General features: G+C 52.0%; 13 protein-coding genes. 5 read left to right on the forward strand and 8 right to left on the reverse strand.

Annotation, left to right across the window (positions count from 1 at the left end; translation table 11 throughout):
* Nucleotides 1–163: 163 nt before the first annotated feature.
* From GJJ30_RS00450 to argS, 5 genes are all read right to left on the reverse strand, one after another.
* The gene (locus GJJ30_RS00450) at nt 164–3,295 is read right to left on the reverse strand and encodes a glycoside hydrolase family 9 protein (protein ID WP_154172018.1); all 3,132 of its coding nucleotides are present in this window, start codon (nt 3,293–3,295) and stop codon (nt 164–166) included.
* A 228-nt stretch (nt 3,296–3,523) separates the two neighbouring features.
* A complete protein-coding gene (locus GJJ30_RS00455) occupies nt 3,524–4,234 on the reverse strand; it encodes an aspartate/glutamate racemase family protein (protein ID WP_154172020.1) in 711 nt (236 codons plus the stop codon).
* A 33-nt stretch (nt 4,235–4,267) separates the two neighbouring features.
* Entirely contained in the window at nt 4,268–5,161 is an 894-nt protein-coding gene (locus GJJ30_RS00460) for a 1,4-dihydroxy-2-naphthoate polyprenyltransferase (RefSeq protein WP_154172021.1), read from the reverse strand.
* Nucleotides 5,162–5,250: 89 nt separating this feature from the next.
* Entirely contained in the window at nt 5,251–5,847 is a 597-nt protein-coding gene (locus tag GJJ30_RS00465) for a glutathione peroxidase (protein WP_154172023.1), read from the reverse strand.
* A gap of 16 nt (nt 5,848–5,863) precedes the next feature.
* Nucleotides 5,864–7,642: an arginine--tRNA ligase gene (argS, locus tag GJJ30_RS00470; RefSeq protein WP_154172025.1), complete on the reverse strand. Its 1,779-nt coding sequence runs from the start codon at nt 7,640–7,642 to the stop codon at nt 5,864–5,866.
* A gap of 325 nt (nt 7,643–7,967) precedes the next feature.
* On the opposite strand from argS, the gene GJJ30_RS00475 reads away from it, so the two are divergent.
* The gene (locus GJJ30_RS00475; RefSeq protein ID WP_154172027.1) at nt 7,968–9,587 is read left to right on the forward strand and encodes a hypothetical protein; all 1,620 of its coding nucleotides are present in this window, start codon (nt 7,968–7,970) and stop codon (nt 9,585–9,587) included.
* Here the strand turns inward: GJJ30_RS00475 and GJJ30_RS00480 are convergent.
* Entirely contained in the window at nt 9,556–9,783 is a 228-nt protein-coding gene (locus GJJ30_RS00480; RefSeq protein WP_154172029.1) for a DUF2905 domain-containing protein, read from the reverse strand. The genes GJJ30_RS00475 and GJJ30_RS00480 overlap by 32 nt on opposite strands.
* 251 nt (nt 9,784–10,034) lie before the next feature.
* The gene (locus GJJ30_RS00485) at nt 10,035–11,492 is read right to left on the reverse strand and encodes a glycoside hydrolase family 140 protein (protein WP_229312882.1); all 1,458 of its coding nucleotides are present in this window, start codon (nt 11,490–11,492) and stop codon (nt 10,035–10,037) included.
* Between the two features lie 109 nt (nt 11,493–11,601).
* Between GJJ30_RS00485 and GJJ30_RS00490 the strand changes: the two genes are divergently transcribed.
* The 4 genes from GJJ30_RS00490 to GJJ30_RS00505 all read left to right on the forward strand — a co-directional run bounded on the left by GJJ30_RS00490 (nt 11,602) and on the right by GJJ30_RS00505 (nt 14,950).
* Nucleotides 11,602–12,120 (forward strand): L-threonylcarbamoyladenylate synthase, encoded by a 519-nt coding sequence (locus GJJ30_RS00490; protein WP_154172031.1) that lies wholly within the window; start codon nt 11,602–11,604, stop codon nt 12,118–12,120.
* A gap of 56 nt (nt 12,121–12,176) precedes the next feature.
* Nucleotides 12,177–13,691, forward strand: coding sequence for a CCA tRNA nucleotidyltransferase (locus tag GJJ30_RS00495; RefSeq protein WP_154172033.1), 1,515 nt, complete (start codon nt 12,177–12,179; stop codon nt 13,689–13,691).
* A gap of 35 nt (nt 13,692–13,726) precedes the next feature.
* The gene (locus tag GJJ30_RS00500) at nt 13,727–13,930 is read left to right on the forward strand and encodes a hypothetical protein (RefSeq protein WP_154172035.1); all 204 of its coding nucleotides are present in this window, start codon (nt 13,727–13,729) and stop codon (nt 13,928–13,930) included.
* Between the two features lie 186 nt (nt 13,931–14,116).
* Nucleotides 14,117–14,950, forward strand: a complete 834-nt coding sequence (locus tag GJJ30_RS00505; protein ID WP_154172037.1) for a YciE/YciF ferroxidase family protein — start codon at nt 14,117–14,119, stop codon at nt 14,948–14,950.
* A 143-nt stretch (nt 14,951–15,093) separates the two neighbouring features.
* On the opposite strand, the gene GJJ30_RS00510 is transcribed toward GJJ30_RS00505, so the two are convergent.
* Complete coding sequence (locus GJJ30_RS00510) at nt 15,094–16,371, reverse strand: DUF2851 family protein (RefSeq protein ID WP_310588146.1); 1,278 nt, start codon at nt 16,369–16,371, stop codon at nt 15,094–15,096.
* Nucleotides 16,372–16,418: the final 47 nt, after the last annotated feature.

The following is a 16,418-nucleotide window of genomic DNA, read 5'->3' on the forward strand; positions in this document are numbered from 1 at the left end:
TGCGCGGCGCTCACAAACACCGCTTTTTTTTTTCTAGCCCCCCGCCACCAAAGGCAGTGAAACGGTTTCAGTTTTTACAAACATTCGGTCGCTACGCGACCAGAAAAGAGGTATTTATATTTTAGAAATGTACCCACGGACCCGGACATAGGTATCTTATATGTTATTTTACCAGCAGTTTCTTCACGAACTGCCGGTTTTCTCCGGTAATCTGAATAAAATACGGGCCGCTGGATACTTTCGGAAGCAAAAACCGCTTTTCAGTCTCGTTCAGTTGAAAAGTCTGTTCCTGAATGACCCGTCCCTGAACGTCGCTCAGCGTCGTCTGAACAGCTTCGTGAACGCCAAACCCTAAAAACCGCAGGGTTACCTCCGACTGGCTGCTAACCGGATTCGGGAAAACCAGCACATCGGTTTTGCCCCCATCCTCAACCGCAATTCCCTCCCGCGCCGTAGCCGAACTGGCCAGATAAATTTTATCTACGTAACAAACCGGGCGCGCGCTTCCCGTAGCTTCCTGGAAGTAAATGTCAGACACCGAAGTCGGATTATTGAAGGTCGAAAGCGGAATCGTAATTTGCTTCCACTGATTGGCGGTGGTCGTGAGGGTATAATACGGCCCGCCCCCGTTCAGGATAATCCGAATTTGCTGTCCGGTGTTGGTGCCGCCGTGAATCCAGAATTTAAGGTGCGTCAACCCCGATAAACTCACCGGCGAATTGGCGTGCAAATACAATCCGGCCCAACCCGCATCGTATTTGACCGACAGGGACTTTGTGCCGCTCTGGACGGGCGTTGTATTGCCGAAATTTCGGGTAGTGCTCCACGACCAGTCGGCCCAGTTGTTATTGAGTGCATCTTCATAAATCAAATAAGTCGTTGCCGTTGAACCGGTTACAGTCACCGACGTGGTTGCGGTTTTGGTGCAGAAATTCAGCCCGACGATCAGCGAATACGATCCGGTAGCCGCTGTTGTCACGTTTGCAATGGACGGATTTTGCGTGTTGGCGGTAAAATTATTCGGCCCGCGCCAGGTGTACGTTGCGCCCGTTCCGGCATTCGCAGCGGTCAGGTTCAGCGTCTGACCGGCTACAACCGGGCTGTTGCTGCCAGCCACCGCCGTCGGAATCGCGTTGACGGTTACGGCTGCCGTGGCAGTTTGTGACGTCCCGCCCGAAAGCATTGCGGTTAGCGTGTACGAACCGGTTGCGCTAACACTCGCGTTGGGAATTGTCGGATTTTGTTGAGTAGATGTAAAACCGTTTGGCCCGCGCCAGGCATAGGTCGCTCCCGTTCCCGCATTCGACGCCAGCAGGTTTAGCGGTTGTCCGGCACAAACCGGGCTGTTGCTCGATGCCGTAACGGTTGGGGGCGGAGTTGTGCCGCCGTTTTCGGAGAAATAAGCCACCACAAAGGTGTAAGCGGCCTGGTAATAAATGGCGGGTTCCGTCACTTCCCACGACGCATCCGGCCAAACCGTATTCCAGTCGCGGTAGGCTTTCATGGGTGGTTCGCCTTTCGGGGGTGCCGATGGGCCGGAGTAATACTGATTAGCTCCCCCCGCGACAAAACCGGGTGCCGGACCAAATTGCGAATTGGCTCCGTCGTACTTCGCCGAGCCATCCCGGTACCAGCTGTGGTAAATTTCCATTACACTGTTGTCGCCACCCAAATTCGCTCCTTTTGCGCCCATATTGCTCAAATACAGCCACGCCAGCGGATTTCGGCCGTGCATGTAATGCAGGTATTCTTCGGCAATTTCCCGGTAAAGAGCGGTTTTGGCGGGATTTATGCCCAGCTCAGCCGAAAGAATGGCCAGTTGCGCCCACTTCATTTTCAGTTGATTGGAACCCCAGGTGTAATGGCCGCTCCACATGAAGCCCAGATACGGGTCGTTTTTGCTGGTGTAATTCGATTCAATGTTCCAGTCCATCGCGTTCTGGAAACGGCTTTTTAGCTCGTTAACAACGGTTGGCGTGGCATTCGGTGTCTGGCAATACACGAAATAGGCCCGGTTCAGGTCCCAGCAAAGTGATGCATCCAGATTGCCGTTTGAGAAGGGATGAAAACCGTTCTCGCTGGTCGCGCCCACGTTTTTGTACAAACTCTCAAAATAGGTCTTGTACTTGCCGGTTCCGGTCGTGCGAAACAATTCGGCGGCCGCGTACACGCGCAACCGTTTGTCGGCGTTGGTGTTGGCTCCGGCATCGGCAGCAGCCATAGCAGCTCCGTCCGTTCCTGAAGCCGGAGCCATCGATGCGTTGGTTTCCAGATACGTCCAAGCCTTTTCCGCAGCCGTCCGAAGCGTGGTCGCGTAGGCCGGGTTAACCGTCTGGTACGTCCGGGCCGCGTGGGCGGTCAGAGCTGCGAAGGTAGCTGTTGCCCAGGTTGTTACGTTCGTATAATACCGGGCTTGCGTATCGGTTGCCGGATTATCGGTGCCGTTTTCGTAGCTCGTTACGGCCACGCGGTTATTGACGCCACCGTTGCTTTGCTGCATTTTCAGCATCCAGTCAAGTTCCCATTTCAACTCGTCGAGCACATCCGGAACCCCGTTCCCCGATTCGGGAATGGCGGTATTATCCGGAAAAACCGCCGGGCGCAACTCGTAGGCCACCAGCAAATCCCAGACCGTACCGCCCAAAAACGGAATATACTTGTTGTAATCACCCGCGTCGTACCAGCCGCCGGTAACATTCCGGGCCGTACCGGTTTGCGCCGAAGTGGTGTAAAGCAGGGCGTTCGAATCCTGTCCGTGGGCCATCGGGTGGTTCCAGTTGCCGCCGTGGGTAGCCGAAATGGCCGTGCCGCTGCGCTGGTAATAGAACGTTTTGACCGAGGTTTTCAAAACCGGTGCGTAGATGTCGTTCTTAATTTCAAAATCGTAGGATTTGACGTTTTGGGTCGGATCAAGGATGTAATAGGTTCCGGGGGTCGTTAAACCCGAAAAATCACCGTGCCAGATTTTATCGCCCGAATCGCCGTGGGTGTTTCCGTTATTCCAGGCCACTACATTTCCGGTAAAAACGACGCTGTTGTCCGCCTTTTTACGAACCTGAAATTGCGCTCCCGGCGTATAACTTACACTTCCGTTCTGTCCGTTAATTGGATCAGAAAAAACAATTACTTTTTTTGCATTGGCGCGCCAGCCAAACTGATCGACAATAAGCTGCTTGCTGAGCGTTTGGGCATTTGCGGAAAAAGAAAGAAGTAATAAACTGACAATGAAGCAGCAATAGAAGAAACAATGAAACGGTATTGCTGATTTGGGCAAACTGGTAGACCGGTTTTTCATAGCATTATTGCAGTAAAAGACAGGATCTTATCTTAATACAATAATACTGTTATTGTCTGACAATTACCAGAAACGGGAAAGAGAAGAAAAGATGGTGGGTACATTCTCACATTTCGCTCGTCACACTCACCCACCATCTTTTACTAACTGAAACACCGACAGGAGCGTATTGTTTAAAACTAATGTTCAAATGATGTTATTTTTGTAATTATTTATTGAGAAGAAAATTCAGTCCTCCATCGGGCTGCGTTCGAGACTGAATTCGACGGCTGCCAGGGCGTGCAGCGTGGTGGTATCAAATAAGGGGACAGTTGTATGTTCGGCCTGAACCAGCAACGGAATTTCGGTACAGCCCAGAATGACACCTTCCGCTCCTTGCCCGGCGAGTTTTTCGATGATGGTTACAAATTGAGCTCGCGTGCTGTCGCTGAAAATTCCCTTGCTGAACTCTTCGTAGATTTTCTGGTGAACGTAGGTCTGTTCCTCTTCGTCGGGCAAAATCACGTCGATGCCGTACCGGTTTTTCAATCGTCCGCGAAAAAACGGACGCTTCATCGTGAAGCGGGTTCCGAGTAAACCCACTTTCCGAAAACCGGCTTTCTGAATCGCTTCGGCGGTTACATCGGTAATGTGCAAAAGCGGTATGGGCAAGCGTTCGATGACGCCCTCGGCTACTTCATGCTGGGTGTTGCAGGCAATCACCACGCAATCGGCTCCGGCGCGAACGAGGCTTTGCGCCAGTTCATCGACGGCTTTCTCGACCGACGCCCAGTCATCGGCTTTTTGCCAGATGGTATACTCCTCAAAATCGGCGCTGGCCATCACCAGTTTCGCCGAATGATGACCGCCCAGCCGACGCCCAATTTCCTGGTTGATAATACGATAGTAAACCGCCGAACTTTCCCAGGTCATGCCGCCAATGATGCCGATGGTTTTCATACGTCTGAGAAATTTACTGGATGAATGCGGTTTTCAGATCACCATCGCCACGCCCCACAGCACGACGAAGAGAAGCGTCGACAGCGCCAGTTGGCCCAGTCGCGGGTTCAGTTCACCCGGTTTTTGGTGGTTCGCCACCGCCCGGCCGTTCAGCACAAACAGGGGAAAAGCGAGCAGATACAGCCAGCTAAACCAGTTATGGCCAACGATCAGGGTATATAAAACGGCACAAATCATTCCTCCCAGTAACAACAGCCAGTGGTAGCGAATGGCGCGCGCACGGCCCAGCCGCACAGGAATGGAGACTTTCCCGGTTTTGGCGTCGGTTTCAATATCGCGGATGTTGTTGATATTCAGCACGCCCGTGGCCAGAAACCCTACGCTCGTGGCCGGTAAAAGCAGCAGAGGTTCAAACGATAAAGTGTGCAGAAAGTAGGTACCCAACACACCCGTCCAACCGAAGAAGAGCAGGACAGCGAGATCGCCAAAACCGCTGTAGCCATACGGATGTTTCCCGTTGGTGTAGGCGATAGCGGCCCCAATGCAGAGAACACCCAGCCCCAGAAAAATCCAGAAATAGGCCGATGGCGCATCTCGCAATGCCGCAACCAATAGCCAGATACCGGAAATCAGCGCCAGCACCGACATCACGATCATGGCACGAAACATGGACTCTTTGGTGATCAAACCGGTGGCAACGGCCCGGCGGGGACCTACACGCTCGGCGGTATCTTTCCCCGAAACCGCATCGCCGTAATCATTGGCAAAGTTGGAAAGGATTTGCAGGAAAATGGTGGTGAGTGACGCCAGCACAAAGATCGTCCAGCTAAACTGACCTGCCGATGAGGCCAGAAAACTACCCAGAATAATGCTGGCCAAAGACAGCGGTAATGTACGCGGCCGGGCAGCCGCAAGCCAACTTTTCATTTTTCGAATGAAAAATGAACAATGAATAATGAACAATGAAAAGGAATTTTACCGGTTTTCATTATTCATTATTCATTGTTCATTAGTAATTAAATTCCAACAGCCGCTTTGAATTCGGCGTCGGTTGGTAAAACTTTGGAAGGGAAGAAAGCTACCAGTTCGCCTTTTTCGTTGATCACGTATTTACAGAAGTTCCAGCTCGGAACTTTGTCGTTTACGCCCCCATTCAATTCTTTGTCCGACAGCCACTTGTATAGCGGAGCCTGGTTTTCGCCTATCACATCGATCTTCTCGAACATCGGGAACGAAACGCCGTAATTCTTTTTGCAGAACTCGGCAATTTCAGCATTGGTGCCCGGGTCCTGGCTTTTGAAGTTGTTGGAAGGGAAGCCCAAAACGACAATTTTGTCGCCGTGGTCCTTGTAAAACGTTTCCCAGTCAGCAAACTGTTTGGTGTAACCACATTTCGAGGCCGTGTTCAGAATGACTACTTTTTTGCCTCTGTACTGTTTCAGCGGTACGGTTTTTCCCTCAATGGAGGTCATCGTAAAATCATACAGCTTTTTGGAAGGAGCCTTCGCTACGGTTTCAACTCCGGCCAGATTTACCAGTGATGTTTCGGCCACAAAGCTGGACAAGGTTACAGCCATGACGCCTGCGGATACTAAAAGAAGCAGCTTTTTCATTTGAGTTGGAAAAGGTTTACATTTTTGTAGGTACTTCAATGCCTAATAACTCCATACTTTTCCGGATAGTTTCGACAACGGCTTTTGACAGCGCAACCCGAAATTTCAGCTTGTCCGCGTCCGGTTCCGACAGAATCGACAGCTCACCGTAAAACTGGTTGTAGGCCTTGGCCAGATCGAAGGCGTACTGGGCCAGGTACGACGGCGCATAGTCGGTGCCGGCTTCGGTAAGCCGCTGAACAAACTGCGTCAGCAAATATACCAATTGTTGCTCACTCTCAGCCAGTTCAACCGAATTTAATGTACCGACAGGATTTACGCCCAATTGCTCGGCTTTCCGCAAAACCGAGCAGATCCGGGCGTGCGTATATTGGATAAACGGTCCCGTATGACCCTGAAAGTCAATCGATTCTTCCGGATTGAACGTCATCCGTTTTTTTGGATCAACTTTCAGCAAATAGTATTTCAACGCGCCCATTGCCAGCATGTGGTACAGCTGGGCGGCTTCTTCGCTCTCAAAATCGTCGATTTTACCCAACTCCATCGTGCGGTTTCGGGCGGTCGTTACCATTTCTTCGATCAGATCATCGGCATCGACAACCGTGCCTTCGCGGGATTTCATTTTGCCGCTCGGCAAGTCGACCATTCCATATGAGAGGTGGAATAAACCGTCGGCATACGGGCGGCCCAACCGGCGTAAAATGGCGAACAAAACCGCAAAGTGATAATCCTGCTCGTTGCCCACCACCCAGATGCCGCGCTGAATCGGAAAATCCTGAAACTTCAGGTCGGTGGTTCCCAGATCCTGCGTAATGTAAACCGAGGTGCCATCCGACCGCAGCACCAGTTTCTGATCGAGTCCTTCGTCGGCGAGGTCGATCCAGACGGAGCCATCGGGTTTCCGGTAAAACACGTTGCTCTGCAAACCGTATTCGATGACGTCTTTGCCCAGTAGATAGGTCTCGGATTCGTAGTAGGTTTTATCGAAACGAACGCCGATTTCGTGGTAGGTTTCGGCAAAACCGGCATACACCCAACTGTTCATCAGCTTCCAGAGCGCCACGGTTTCGGGGTCGCCCTGCTCCCAGGACCGCAACATTTCCTGCACTTTCAGCAGCAAAGGCGTTTTTTTCTCGGCTTCCTCCCGCGACATTCCCTCCTCGACCAGTTCCTCGATCTGCTGTTTGTGCGCTTTGTCGAACCAGACGTAGTATTTGCCAATCAGGTGATCGCCCTTCATGCCTGTCGATTCGGGCGTTTCGCCGTTGCCAAACTCCTGGTACGCCAGCATCGACTTGCAGATGTGAATGCCCCGGTCGTTGACCAGACAGGCTTTCACGACGTCATAGCCGTTGGCTGTCAGGATCCGGCTGACGGAATCGCCCAGAAAATTATTGCGCAGGTGGCCCAGATGCAGCGGTTTGTTGGTGTTGGGTGACGAAAACTCGACCATCACTGATTCGTTCCGCAATGGCAACTGGCCCCAATTGGGGTCGGCCAGCATATCGCTCACTTCGTCGACCCAGACCGCATCCGAAATGCTCAGATTCAGAAAGCCCTGAACCACGTTGAACTTGCTGATGATCTTCGTATTTTCCTGCAGATAAGTCCCAATCGCCTGCCCGATTTCGACCGGCGGTTTTCGGGTTGATTTGGTCAGCGGAAAGGTGACAAAGGTGTATAATCCTTCAAATTCCTTTTTAGTCGGTTGAATTAAAACGTTTTCAACGGGCAAGTTGAACAGCGAACTGATCGCTTCTGCAATGGCTTGTTTGAGTTGTGCCTGAATGTCCATTCGACAAGGTAAGATTCAAAGCACAAAACTACGCCAAAAATTACTTTCAATCCGTGTTGGGGGGAAGGAACTGAATTAAAAACCGTTTCTTCTTCTGTAGCCTTTCAGTTGTGAGTCGAATGAGATACGCAGCGGTCAGGAAAAACCGGTATTACCGGTAGCCCATACAAGTTGCTGCTAATAGACGTTTAATCGATCCGACAAGCCACTTTTCTTCTATTTAATCCTAATGAAGTACAAAATCTGTTTTGCGTAAAAACCGGATTTATGATTTGAGAAGATAACCGGAATACGTACCTTTAATCAGTATTTAATTGAAATGCTGATGAACAGACGTCTCGCGATCGGGTTGTGGAGCTTGCTGCTGGTGGCGTGTCTTCCTGCGCTGGCCCAGTTTGAACCTTCCGCCCGGCTGGAATTACCCGTTAGCCAGAACACGGAAGAGTTTTTCGACGTAACCACCCTTGGCGACCAGGGCCTGTTGCTCAACATCCGGCAGGGCGATTACTATTCATCCGCACCCACCAAATTTTTGTTCCGGCGGCTGGATACCAACCTTAAGCAACTGTGGGCCAACGAGTATAAAATCGATCCGTTTTACGAACCGGTACGCTCCTGCCGAACTGAACATTACGTCTACTGGCTGCTGAAAGAAACCCAGAATGAGAAGGTTGCGGTAATGCGGATTCACCTCACAGACGGTGTCATTGAAACTTTTCGGGGCGATCTGGTGACGCCTATGGACATTTTCCATTTCAAAGTGCTGGATAACGTTGCCTACTTCGGCGGTTATTACCGCTCCCGCCCGGTGGTGGTTTCGTTTTCCTTTTTCGACCTGACTTCCAAAGTATTACCCGGTTTATATACCAACCACATTCAGCTCAACAACATCGAGGTCGATGAAGACCGGCGGCTGGTGCACGTTATGACCGATGCCACGCACCAGCGGAATTGTGAGTTTACCGTGCGGACGTATTCCTACGAAGGAAAACTGGTGCGGACCGTCAATCTCGACGGCCGGGCGCACAGCCTGATTTCGGGCAAATTACTGCCGATCAACGACGAAGAATCGCTGCTGGTCGGCAATTACTCGAACGATTGCACGCCCTATTCGCAAGGCGTTTACATCACCCGGATTCGCAATTCCGCAGCTACGGTCGGAGCCTCCGAAACCGGGGAAAACATGACCATTACGCCCACCGAAGACACCCGCTTCATCGATTTTTCGGAGCTTCAGAATTTCTTTAACTACATGAAACCCAAGCGCCAGCAGAAATTGCTGGAACGGTTAGCGCGCCGGAAAGATCAGGGCAAAGACACCAAATTCCGCTACCGACTGCTGGTTCATGATCTGGTGCCGACCGATGAAGGCCTGATGCTGCTGGCCGAAGTGTATTATCCGCAATACCGTGGGGGCGCCTATCCGTACCTGGGCAGTGGCCGCTCCTACGACCGGTATCAGGAAGGCTACCGGTATACGCACGCTTTTTTATGCGGTTTTGACAAAAAAGGCCGGCTTTTGTGGGACAATTCGCTCTCGATTCCTGATCTGAGCAGCTACGATCTGCACCAGATGGTTCAGGTCACCCGGCACGGCAATTCGACGGTGCTGGCTTATCCGCACGAGGGCGAAATCAACGCGGAAATCATTCAGGGTGGTCAAGTGGTGAAGGTGCAGGAAAAATATTCACTCAAGAAACTCGGCGAACACGAGAAGGTGGTGTATTCCGAAAACGACCAGTTGGAAGCCTGGTACGACGGGCATTTTCTGGCCTGCGGTATTCAGAAAATCTCCACCGAACGCTCGCTCGCTCCCCCGCGCGAGGTGTTTTACATCAATAAAGTAACCTGCAACTTCAAGGATCTGAATGCCAATCCGGCCAACTGGTCGTCCAATCCGGAGGGCGGAAATGCTACCCGAGAAACTTCCGAATCAAAACAATAATCAGGTTCAGCAGAAGACTCACCACGATGCAGGTCACGATCGGAAAGTAAAAACCGCCGTTTTTGCCTTCCACCCGAATATCGCCCGGCAGCCGACCGAGCCAGCTCAGCTTATCGCCCAAAAAATAGACGACCAGCCCGATCAAAACAATCACGATCCCGATTCCAATCAGGTATTTCCCAATTCCTGCGTTCATACGTATCCTTATCGTACCCACGGCGGGCTTAAATCCGTGTCTTAATGCTCCTTGAATAACCCAAAATGCGGGATGGCGATTCAACGGAGAGTTGATTAATTTGTTTCTGAACCGGTCATCTCCATCGCCCATGCCCCGACTTCTCCCCCAAATTATCCTTTTTTGCGGTTTTCTCCATCCGGTGCTGGCTCAACCCAACGCGCTTTTTACGACATCTGGTTTTCGGATTGTAAAAACCTCTTTTTTCTCACTTATTTCTTCAAGCCAAAACCCGCAAACGGCGCTTTGGCGTCGTCCAAAACCAGCACCCAGTCCGTGGTTGGTCCGGCGATGGTGGGTTTGAATTCCTGCGGACCGGTATTCGGAAATTCGCCGATCTTCTGGCTTTTTCCGTCGCGGGGATTATACCAGTAGGCCAGAATTTTCGGAGCCGCCGTCAGCCGGGCGAGGTCGATTTTTAGCGGACTGCCGTTGGGCGTGTAGGCAAACAGAAAATTATCATCTTCCGAAATGGCCGCGACCTGGTGGTTGCCGTCGTCGGGATTGGTGTTCTGAAGCAGCCGGTCGTCGGGCATCAGCCGCGTCCAGGGGTGCGACTCGTACAACCGGCGCAAAATGCCCATCTGAAACGCCCCGGAATGATCAAGCGCCCGCTTCCAGTGCGTGCGCGCCAGACCCGCCGGAGGATTGCGGTCGGCATCGAAAAACTGCCAGATGTTGTGGTCGCCGTAGGTATGTCCGCAGCCGCCCGACAAAACCGCCCACCAGGCCGCCTGCCGCACGTCGAAGTCGTCGAAATACCCGAGTTCCGGTTTCCAGTTCACCGGGTGATCTTCGTAGCGCGGTTCACCGTCCAGCGTTGGCTTGGGGGGAAACATGGCGTAATTCTGCCGCTGAATGACGTAATTCTTTTTGTTCTTCGCGTTGTGCCCCGATTGAAACATATTGATGTTCAACCACTTGTCGCTATGAAAAAATCCGGCCGAATTGCTGTCGCCCTGCGGGTGGTACGTCATCAGTTTGGAACCGCCATCGCCTTTTTTAATGCCTTCGGCCATTGCGCGGATAATCGCCAGCCGCTGTTCGCCCTCCGGGTTCCTGTCACCGCCCAGAATCCAGACAACCGGTTTTCCGCGGTAGCGTTTCCCGATGTATTCGCCGTAGGTCCGGGCATTGGCGGTATTAAAAATCTCCGGCCCAAAACCGGTTTTTTTGTTGAATTTATCCCCCCAGGTGGGCAGCAAACCCATCACCAGCCCCAGCTCAGCCGCCCGGTTGACCACCCAGTCCACATGCTGGAAATAGGCTTCGTTCGGCTTGGTCGGGTCGCTGTCGACCAGCGGAATCTGGCCGTATTGGTTCGGTTGTTTCAGGCCGTCGATGTCCGCCAGAATAACCGCCTGAATCACGGTAAAGCCTTTGGCGGCCCGGTTTTTCAGGTAAAGGTCGGCTTCCTCGCGGTTCAGGCGGTGGAACAATTCCCAGGCCGTGTCGCCCAGCCAGAAAAACGGTTTGCCGTCGCCCCGCATGATGTAGCGTTTATCGGGAATGATGTAGAGTTTGGAAAGCGCAATGGCCTCTTTGGAGGCCGCAACGGGTTTCTGCGCCTGCGTCATCCATGTCGACAACAGGCTGATTATGGCGAAAGCAAGCGCCTTTTTTAACGGGTTTTGGGAAAGAATGGCAAAACGATTTGTACCTAAATTCATGGGAAACATGATACTAAAAAAACGACATTTGAATGAAATCTAAGACGGTTTCCTTATAATTCAAATACCTTTCCAAAAACTTGCCGTACTTTTGCGGCTCGTTACAACTATGACACCAACTCCGCGCGATATTGTTGCCACACTCCGGCAGGGAACGCTGATCCAGCTCTCCGACGAAACCGGGGTTTCGCTGGCTTGCGATCCTGCTCATGCTGAGGCCGTTGAGCATTTGCTGGACGTCCGGAAGGACCTGGTTCCGGCACCTTTGCCCACCATTCTCATTGCTGACAGCGGTCAGTTGAACCTCTATGTTCGCCCGGTTCCCGATGTGGCCTGGGATTTGATCGATTTTGCCGAGAATCCGTTGACGGTTTTGTTAGCCAATGGCATTAATCTGCCCGAAGCGTTCCGGGCGCAGGTTCCGGTGCGGAAAACGTTCAGCGAACCGGTGCGAAAATTGATCGGTGCGCTGGGCCGGGGTTTGCTTACGCTGCCGTTCGAAGATGCCGAATGGCCGGTTGGTCTGGCAAAACCGCCCATTTCCTGGGGCGAATTGCCGGGTAAAATCCAGCTCCCGCGTATCATGGAGTTGGGTCCCAAAGGAGAAGTAGCTTTTTTAAGAAAATAATGAGCCAAACCGCAGTCGCCGACCGTCCGTGGCCCGATTCATTATTGTTGTGTTCTATGAATTTTGCTGAAACGTTACATACCAATCCGATTTTTGACGTAGTTGCCCGGCAGGCGGCTGCGCTGGACGTGCGTGCTTACGTCATCGGCGGTTTTGTGCGGGATTTAATTCTGAAGCGTCCGTCGAAAGACATTGATATTGTTTGCATTGGCAGCGGAATTGACCTGGCCGAAGCCGTTGGTCGCGAGCTGAAAGTACCGGTCGTGGTTTTTAAAAACTTCGGAACGGCCATGCTGCCCTCCGGCCGGGAGCCGGACGTCGTAACCGAAGAATCTAAACCGGTTCCAGCGGGTCCAACGCTGGGGTGGGAAGTGGAATTTGTGGGCGCGCGGAAGGAATCCTACCGCTCGGAATCGCGAAAACCGATTGTGGAAGACGGCACGCTGGAAGACGACCAGAACCGCCGGGATTTCACCATCAATGCGATGGGTATCAGTTTGAACGAGAACGACTTCGGTCAGTTACTCGATCCGTTTGGCGGCCTGGAGGATTTGCGCCGGAAAACGATTCGCACCCCACTCAGCCCGGCCATTACGTTTTCCGACGATCCGCTGCGCATGATGCGGGCCATCCGGTTTGCAACGCAGTTGGGATTTGACATTGAGCCGGACACGTTCGATGCCATTGTGGAAATGAAAGACCGGCTTGCCATCGTTTCGCGCGAGCGGATTACCGATGAGCTGAACAAGATCATTCTGTCGCCCAAACCGTCCTACGGTTTTAAACTGCTTTACCACGCCGGTTTGCTGGATTTTATTTTCCCGGAATTGCTGCTGCTGAAAGGCGTCGAAACCATTGAGGGGAAAGGACATAAGGATAATTTTTACCACACGCTGCAAGTCCTCGACAACGTGTCCGAACGCTCGGATGACCTCTGGCTGCGCTGGGCGGCTTTGCTGCACGACATTGCCAAACCGGCCACCAAACGCTTCGATCCGAAAGTTGGCTGGACGTTTCACGGCCACGAGGATCTGGGCGCGAAGCAGGTTCCCGGAATTTTCCGCCAGATGAAACTGCCGCTCAATGAGAAGATGCGGTTTGTTAAAAAACTCGTTCGGCTGCATTTACGGCCCATTGCGCTGGTAAAAGAACAGATTACCGACTCGGCGCTCCGGCGGTTATTGATCGAAGCGGGCGACGATCTGGAAGCGCTGATGAACCTGTGCCGGGCCGATATTACGTCGAAAAATTACGACCGGGTCAAGAAACACCTCGCCAATTTCGATAAGGTCGAACGCAAGCTCCGGGAACTTGATGAACGGGACAAACTGCGTAATTTCCAGCCGGTTATTACGGGCGAACTCATCATGGAAGCCTTTGGGCTGAAACCGTCGAAGGAGGTCGGGCAGATTAAAATTGCCGTTCGCGAGGCAATTCTGGAAGGAACCGTTGTCAACACGCTCGAAGCGGCCATCCCGTTCATGCTCGAAGAAGGGCGCAAAATGGGACTGGAACCCGTTAAGGATCTGATCAGTAACCTCAACTCAACGTCAGCGGAAAATACGCATTAAACGCACACAACCCCTATCATTTCATTTAAAAAACAATGGATAAGAACAACTTTCGGCGTTTTTTTGGCGCTACGTTAACCATTCTGGGCATCATCGTCGTTTTGTTTGCCTGCGTAGCTTTCCTGTCGGATGCCAAACCGGTTTTGGGCATGAGCATTAACAAGTGGGAATCGCTGGCACCTTTTATTGTCGGACTGGTATTTTTAGGTGCGGGGGTCAGTATGATCAATAATTCATAGCGGTTTTACCTTTTTTTACATCCGCCATTGTTCCATTCACGAGTACCCACTTCCCCGGATCGGGGTTATTTATCTACAACTAGTCTAAATCAATAACCTATTTATCAAGCACTTATCAGCTGGTATGGCATTTGGGCAATGGTGATTGCAAAATCATTTTATTAACCCATTAATCTACATACCAGTATGGCTTCGTTCACAGATCAGTTAGCCAAATTTTTTGGCGCAAATGAAACGGACACGTCACTACGTGAATTGTTTATCAGCGAATTGAAGGGCATCTACTACGCTGAAAAACAGATAACCGACGCTTTGCCAGACATGGCGGAAGCAGCTACGACCGATGTGGTACGCGATGCGTTCCGGCAACACCTCGCCGAAACGGAAAACCAGATCCGGCGGATCGAGCAAATTTTCCAGCAACTGGGTATTGAAGCGGACGAAAAAACCTGCAATGCGATCGACGGTTTGGTCGACGATGGCGAAGTAGTCATTTCAGACACTGATGCCGGTACGTTAACCCGCGACGCGGGACTCATCATTGCCGGACAAAAGGTTGAACACCACGAGATTGCGGCTTACGGCTCGCTCCATTCACTGGCCCGCTTACTGGGTTACCACGAGGCTGCCCGACTGATCGAGCAGAGTTTGGATGAGGAAAAAAACACGGACAAGAAACTGACCGAAATTGCCGAATCGTTCATTAACGAGCGCGCCAAATTGGAATCCGATACCGACGACGATACCGATCGTGACGGTATGCGGAATCAGGTGAGAGATACCGTGAAGGAAGGTGATTACGGACAGACCAACTGGCCGAACCAAAGTGGGAGCAGCTATTCTGGTGTGACCGGAACCGGCACGGAAGAAAATGCCGGGGCTACGGCCTGGCGGAGCGATGAATCAAACCGGGCCGATCTCGACTGGACCACGGGCGGCAACAAACGGACTGAATCTGACTACAACACCAGCCGCCGGAGCGATAACGATCCAACGCTGGGTGGAACAAGCGGAGTATAGTTTAAAAGACAAGCGAGGATAGAAAAAGGCAAGAGAGTAAGGATGTGGGGATTGGGACTTGTTAAAACCTGTTCTCTATTGTCGCGGCTTTACTCTCTTGTCTTTTGCCTATCCTCTCTTGTCTTTTGTCTATCCTCTCTTCTCTATTTCACCAAACTCACCCCGATCTGACACGAAAGGCATTTCTTCATCTGGCAATAATTTCTGTAGAGCTCGATGGAGGCCTGTGAATCGAAAGCCGTGCGGATGGGAATCTTCAATTGCTGCCAGATTCGGGTTACCCGGTTATTTTCGGCGGCTAACTGTTCCAGCAAATCAACGGCGCGATCCCGGTATTCCGGCAAATCTCTGTGGTGTGAATAGGCCGTCAACAGGGGTACAACGGCATTGATAATCAGATTTTCAGCCGCCGTCTGGCCCAAAGTCGCCAGGACTTTCTCCGATGATTTTCCAAACCGGTAGTGCGCTTGCCAGTACGCTGTGGGCGTCACCTGTAAATATCGCAGCAAAACCGCACTGTCGCCGGTTTCGATCAAATACGAAAAAATACTGTTTGCCGACGTCAGCAGTTTTACAAATTGCGCCAGCCGCAATGTCGGAAAATTAGCCGGACGAAGTTTCGACCATTTCCAGGAGTAAGCTGGTAATTTTCTGTCGGTTAGCTGGTACTTCGTTGCCAGAAACCGGTATTCCCGCAGCAAAATCGTTTCATACTCATCCGGTTCTTCACTAGTCAACAGCCCGGCGGTTCCAAACAACAACGCTTCCAGTTGCAACGGGTTATCGCGGTGTTTATGCAATACCTTCAGCGGTACCTGCCGACTCAATTGCCCAAACGGCTCGGCGTTGACCTGAAAACCGAAAGCGGTTGCCAGCAACTGATAGGTGGTTTCTTCCCAATCCTGGTCAGCGCGATGAAACAAGGTCATCACACCGCTGGCTTTGCGCTCCAGGCGCTGCAACAGGGTCATATCGAACATGGCCGTTCGGCGAAACGGTTCCACGGCGGCTACGCGCCCGGCGCAGGGAATCGCTCCCGACTCCGCCAGCAGCGCCTGATACCGGTGCAGTAAAGTCACATCCGCCCATTCGCTCAGGCACAAGGTAGGAATCACCGAACCGTCGGATCGTTTCAGAAAAATGGGATCTTTGTCCCAGACAATGTGCAGAATCACATTGTCATAAGCCCGGTCGAATTGGTGGCGATGGAGCAGCCAGTCGGAAGCCCGGATGTGCGCTTCGATGGTTCCGGCCCACTCGACCTCACCAATAAAAAGCCGGGCCTGGGTAAAATCCGGTCCGGCATCGGGATTTCGAAATCCCGGATGAATCACCCGAACCGTCTCCCCTTCCACCGTCCGCAAATCGGTCGTCCGGAAGTACTGAAACTGCCAGAGGAAATAAATAAAGTCTTCGGACACGGTGGGGGGTTAAGAGTGATGAGTTATGAGTTAGAAGTAAAAAGCCG

The organism is Larkinella terrae (assembly GCF_009668025.1).
Classification (GTDB): Bacteria; Bacteroidota; Bacteroidia; order Cytophagales; family Spirosomataceae; genus Larkinella; species Larkinella terrae.